3 protein-coding genes are annotated in these 6,007 nt (G+C 71.0%); 1 reads left to right on the forward strand and 2 read right to left on the reverse strand.

Features of this window, described 5'->3' with window-relative positions:
• Positions 1–109 precede the first annotated feature (109 nt).
• Positions 110–1,534, reverse strand: coding sequence for an argininosuccinate synthase (gene argG / locus ACR9ZK_RS20390; RefSeq protein ID WP_481343791.1), 1,425 nt, complete (start codon positions 1,532–1,534; stop codon positions 110–112).
• A gap of 280 nt (positions 1,535–1,814) precedes the next feature.
• Here argG and ACR9ZK_RS20395 point away from each other — a divergent pair, with 280 nt between their 5' ends.
• Entirely contained in the window at positions 1,815–2,759 is a 945-nt protein-coding gene (locus tag ACR9ZK_RS20395; RefSeq protein WP_481343792.1) for a type IV toxin-antitoxin system AbiEi family antitoxin domain-containing protein, read from the forward strand.
• A gap of 175 nt (positions 2,760–2,934) precedes the next feature.
• Here the strand turns inward: ACR9ZK_RS20395 and aceE are convergent, their stop codons facing one another.
• Positions 2,935–5,706 (reverse strand): pyruvate dehydrogenase (acetyl-transferring), homodimeric type, encoded by a 2,772-nt coding sequence (aceE, locus tag ACR9ZK_RS20400; RefSeq protein ID WP_481343793.1) that lies wholly within the window; start codon positions 5,704–5,706, stop codon positions 2,935–2,937.
• Between the last annotated feature and the right edge of the window lie 301 nt (positions 5,707–6,007).

Consider the following 6,007-nt stretch of genomic DNA (forward strand, 5'->3'; position numbering starts at 1 on the left):
GCCCCCACACGGCACGGCGGGTGCGCAGGTTGTCCGTGCCGGCGTACTGCGCGTCGACGGTGTCGCGGTCGGTCATCGCGTCGGTCGGCTCCATGACCGAGGACCCTACTCAGTCGGTGCCGAACTCCATCGCCGCGCGGTCGAGCGCCTCGTCCAGCTCGTCGACATCGGCCGCCGCCGGGTTGGCGGCGATGGCCTGCGCTCCACCCGGCGCGAGCTCGCCGACGAGGTCGGTGGCATCGGAGCCGAGCAGGCCCTGCGACGCGTAGAGCTCGAGCTTGGCGCGCGAGTCGGCGATGTCGAGGTTGCGCATCGTCAGCTGGCCGATGCGGTCGACGGGCCCGAACGCGGCGTCCTCGGTGCGTTCCATCGACAGCTTCTCGGGGTGGTAGCTGAATGCCGGGCCGGTCGTGTTCACGACGGACCAGTCGTCGCCGCGGCGCAGGCGCACGGTCACCTCGCCGGTCACGGCGCTGGCGACCCAGCGCTGGAGCGACTCTCGCAGCATGAGCGACTGCGGGTCGAGCCAGCGGCCTTCGTAGAGCAGGCGACCGAGGCGTCGGCCCTCGGCGTGGTAGCTGGCGATGGTGTCCTCGTTGTGGATCGCGTTGAGGAGCCGCTCGTACGTGAGGTGGAGCAGCGCCATGGCCGGCGCCTCGTAGATGCCGCGCGACTTCGCCTCGATGATGCGGTTCTCGATCTGGTCGCTCATGCCGAGTCCGTGGCGGCCACCGATCGCGTTGGCCTCCATGACGAGCGCGACGGGGTCGTCGTAGGTGACCCCGTTGACCGCCACCGGGCGGCCGCGCTCCCAGCGGATCGTGACGTCCTCGGGCTCGATGGCGACGGCGGGGTCCCAGAACCGGACACCCATGATCGGCTCGACCACCTCCATCGACTCGTCGAGGAACTCGAGGGTCTTGGCCTCGTGCGTGGCGCCCCAGATGTTGGCGTCGGTCGAGTAGGCCTTCTCCGCGGACGCGCGGTAGGGCAGGTCGCGGGCCGTCAGCCACTCGGACATCTCGTGCCGGCCGCCGAGCTCGGTGACGAAGTCGGCGTCGAGCCACGGCTTGTAGATGCGCAGCTGCGGGTTGGCCATCAGGCCGTAGCGGTAGAACCGCTCGATGTCGTTGCCCTTGAAGGTCGAGCCGTCGCCCCAGATCGAGACGCCGTCCTCGTGCATCGCCCGCACGAGGAGCGTGCCGGTGACGACACGTCCGAGCGGCGTCGTGTTGAAGTACGTCCTGCCGCCGCTGCGGATGTGGAAGGCACCGCAGGCGATGGCCGACAGCCCCTCCTCGACGAGCGCCTGGCGGCAGTCGACGAGGCGGCTGATCTCGGCGCCGTACTGGCCGGCGCGGCCCGGGACCGACCCGATGTCCGGCTCGTCGTACTGGCCGAGGTCGGCCGTGTACGTGCAGGGCACCGCGCCCTTCTCACGCATCCACGCGACGGCCACCGAGGTGTCGAGGCCACCGGAGAAGGCGATGCCGACGCGTTCACCGACAGGGAGGGAGGTCAGTACCTTGGACACGCGTGCAAGTATATGCACAGGCGCGCATACCTATCCAATCGCGATGCCGCTTGCGGGCCGGCGCGGGCTGGGCCTGCGTCGCATCGGCTGTGGTTCGGGGCAGGCACTGCTGGGCAACCGACGCGACCTGCCCCGAAACGCAGCCCGTCGCACGCGGGCCGGCTGCTGACACCAACCCGGGCTCGGCCCGCCGTCCACATCCCCTGCGCCGGTCCACACCCGATCCACAGCGGCGGACCCCGCGGTGGTCACCGTCCGGCACCGGGCCCACGGTCGTGGCATGGATCTGCGACTCGTGGCCCGGGACGGCATCTTCTCCACCGGCGACGCCGACCGCATCGGTGTCGACCGGCATGCGCTGACCCGCCTGTGCCGTCGAGGTGAGGTCATCCGACTGACGCGTGGCTGGTACGCCCTCGTCGCCGAGGCCTCGCCGACGGCCGAGGAGGTGCATCGCCTCACGGCGCTCGCGCTGGGACGACAGTTCCGCTCGCGCGCGGTCATCAGCCACCACTCGTTGCTCCTCTGTCGACGCCTCCCGACGTTCGGCGCCGATCTGCGCACGGTGCACCTCACGTCAGCCGTGGGCGGACGCCGAGGCGATGCTGCGGGGGCGGGACGCAGCGTCAGCGTGCGCAGGCCGGGGCTGGTGGTCCATCGGGCCGTGGGCGAGGTGCGGCTCGGCTCACCCGGGCGGGACGGCAACCGGCCCGTCGCGATGCCGCTCGCGCACGCGATCGTCCAGGCGGGACTGCTCAGCGGCCCCCTCGGCGCGCTCGTCCCGGCCGACGCCGCCCTGCGCGCCGCCCTGGTGACGCCCGACGCGCTGGCCCGTGCGGTCGCCGACCTGCGCCACCACACGGGTGTCGGGCCCGTGCGCGCGGCGCTGCCGCAGGCCGACGGGCGGCACGAGTCACCCGGTGAGAGCCGGACGGCCTACGTGCTGCGGGCACTCGGGTTCGAGCTGGAGCCGCAGGTCGAGGTCGTCGCGGACGGCCGCCGCTACCGGGCCGACTTCCGGATCATCGGGTCGCGCGTGCTCGTCGAGTTCGACGGCGCCGTGAAGTACGCCGACGGTCGCCGCGAGACCCTGTTCGAGGAGAAGCAGCGCGAGGACGCGCTGCGGCGCGAGGGCTGGACGGTGGTCCGGCTGGTCTGGTCGGACCTCGACGACCCGGAGCGAGTGCGCCGGCGAGTCCTCGACGCCCTCGCACGGGCTGCCTGACGGAACACGGCCTGTGCTTCGGGGCGCGGACGGCGTGGGCCCGCGCAGTGGGTGCCGCAAAGCGCGGCACGTCGGGAGAGGCGCGCGGCCGATCGGTAAGGTCGACGACGCCGGGACGCGCAGTGGCCCGGCCCCCGCATGGGGACCGGGCCACCGGCGTCGGTCAGTCGGAGCGTCAGCTCTCGCCGCCGGCGTTGCCGGACGTGCCGGCCGTGACGTCGTCGAGCCGGTACTTGTCGGCCGCCTTGGCCGGGATGTCGGCGTCGATCCGGCCCTCCTTGGCCAGCAGCTGCAGCGCCCGCACCGCGACCGAGGGGCCGTCGATGTGGAAGAAGCGGCGAGCGGCCGGGCGGGTGTCGGAGAAGCCGAAGCCGTCGGCGCCGAGCGAGGCGTACGTGCCAGGGACCCACTCGCGGATCTGGTCCTGCACGGCCCGCATGTAGTCCGACACGGCGATGACCGGGCCCTCGGTGCCCTCGAGGCACTGGGTGACCCACGGCTTGACCGGCGCGCCGTCCGGGCCGAGGAACTCCTGCGCGTCGGCGGCCAGGCCGTCGCGGCGCAGCTCGTTCCACGAGGTCACCGACCAGACGTCGGCAGCCACGCCCCAGTCGTCGGCGAGCAGCTGCTGGGCCTCGAGCGCCCACGGCACCCCGACGCCCGAGGCGAGGAGCTGTGCGCGCGCCGGGGTGTGCTGCCAGCCCTCGGTGTCGGCCTGGGACAGGCGGTACATGCCCTTGAGGATGCCCTCGACGTCGACGTTCTCCGGCTCGGCCGGCTGCACGATCGGCTCGTTGTAGACGGTCAGGTAGTAGATGAGGTTGGACTCTTCGGGAGTCCGCCCCTCGCCGTACATCCGATGCAGGCCGTCCTGGACGATGTGCGCGATCTCGTAGCCGAAGGCCGGGTCGTAGTGCACGACCGCCGGGTTGGTCGAGGCGAGGAGGGGGCTGTGGCCGTCAGCGTGCTGCAGACCCTCTCCGGTCAGCGTCGTGCGGCCGGCGGTGGCGCCGATGAGGAAGCCACGCGTCATCTGGTCGGCTGCCGCCCAGATGGAGTCGCCGGTGCGCTGGAAGCCGAACATCGAGTAGAAGACGTAGACCGGGATCATCGGCTGGCCGTGGGTCGCGTACGACGTGCCGGCGGCCGTGAACGCGGCGAGGGAACCCGCCTCGTTGATGCCGAGGTGCAGGATCTGGCCCTGCTCGTTCTCGCGGTAGGCGAGCATGAGCTCGGCGTCGACGGGCGTGTAGTTCTGTCCGTTGGGGTTGTAGATCTTGATCGTCGGGAAGAACGCGTCCATGCCGAACGTGCGCGCCTCGTCGGGGATGATCGGCACGATGCGCTTGCCGAACTCCTTGTCGCGCAGGAGGTCCTTGAGCAGGCGCACGAAGGCCATCGTCGTGGCGACCTCCTGCTTGCCCGAGCCCTTCTTCACCTGGGCGTAGGCCTCGTCACCGGGCAGCTTGACGGTCTCGAAGCGGACGCGTCGGCTCGGCAGGGTGCCGCCGAGCTTGGCGCGGCGGTCGACCGAGTACCGGATGACCTCGTTGTCGGGACCGGGGTGGTAGTACGGCGGCTGGTACGGGTTGGCCTCGAGCTGCTCGTCGGTGATCGGGATGCGGAGGCTGTCGCGGAAGGCCTTGAGGTCGTCCAGCGTCATCTTCTTCATCTGGTGCGTGGCGTTGCGGCCGGCGAAGTGCGAGCCGAGGCTGTAGCCCTTGATCGTCTTGGCGAGGATGACGGTCGGCTGCCCGGTGTGCTCCCGCGCCGCCTTGTAGGCCGCGTACACCTTGCGGTAGTCGTGGCCGCCGCGCTTGAGGTCCCACCAGACCTGCTCGTCGGTCCAGTCCTCGACCATCTTGGCGGTGCGCGGGTCGCGCCCGAAGAAGTGGTCGCGGACGTACTTGCCGTCGTTGGCGCGGAAGGTCTGGTAGTCGCCGTCGCTCGTCTGGTTCATGATGTGCACGAGCGCGCCGTCGCGGTCGCCGGCCAGCAGCGGGTCCCACCCGCGTCCCCAGACGACCTTGATGACGTTCCAGCCGGCGCCGCGGAAGAACGCCTCGAGCTCCTGGATGATCTTGCCGTTGCCGCGCACCGGGCCGTCGAGACGCTGCAGGTTGCAGTTGATGACGAAGGTGAGGTTGTCGAGCTCCTCGTTGGCCGCGAGCTGGAGCAGGCCGCGGGACTCGGGCTCGTCCATCTCGCCGTCGCCGAGGAAGGCCCAGACGTCCTGCTGGCTAGTGTCCTTGAGGCCGCGGTTGTGCAGGTACTTGTTGAACTGCGCCTGGTAGATCGCGTTCATCGGGCCGATGCCCATCGACACCGTCGGGAACTCCCAGTAGTCCGGCATGAGGCGCGGGTGGGGGTAGGACGGGACGGCGCGGATCTTGCCGTCGACGATGTGGCTCTTCTCCTGGCGGAAGCCGTCGAGGTCGGCCTCGCTGAGGTGGCCCTCGAGGAAGCTGCGGGCGTACATGCCGGGGGAGGCGTGGCCCTGGAAGTACACCTGGTCGCCGCCGCCGGGGTGGTCCTTGCCGCGGAAGAAGTGGTTCATGCCCACCTCGTAGAGCGTGGCGGCGCTCGCGTACGTCGAGATGTGGCCGCCGACACCGATGCCCGGACGCTGCGCGCGGTGCACCATGACCGCGGCGTTCCAGCGGATGTAGCGGCGGAACTCGCGCTCGACGTCCTCGTCGCCGGGGAACCACGGCTCGCGCTCCGGCGGGATGGTGTTGATGTAGTCGGTCGCGGTCAGGGACGGCACCCCGACCTGCTGCTGGCGGGCCCGCTCGATGAGCTTGAGCATGATGTACCGCGCTCGCGTACGGCCCTTCTCGTCCAGCACGGCGTCGAGCGAGTCGAGCCACTCCTGGGTCTCCTCGGGGTCGATGTCCGGGAGCTGACTGGGGATGCCGTTGAGGATCGGGCCGGCCTCGGAAGCCACGTCGTGGGTCCTTTCTCGTCGCGTCGCCGCGCTCGCGGCCGGTCGGCCGTAGCGGGGCTCCCACCCATCCTCCACCAATCCGTGGTGGCCGTCACACCCGGGTCCGGCTGTGGGACGCGGTGGCGGTGGGGGCCACCGACGGGCGCGTTGTCCCGCGTTGTGCGCGTCCGCCGCGCCTTGCGCGGTACGGTCGGACCGGATGGACTGGTACCAGTGCGGGAGCGCCTGCCGCCCCACCCTGCTCGACCTCTGCTCGACCTCTGCTCGACCTTTGCTCGACCCGCACGCCATGTGCACGACC

Source organism: Monashia sp. HAY1-5C, assembly GCF_056755255.1.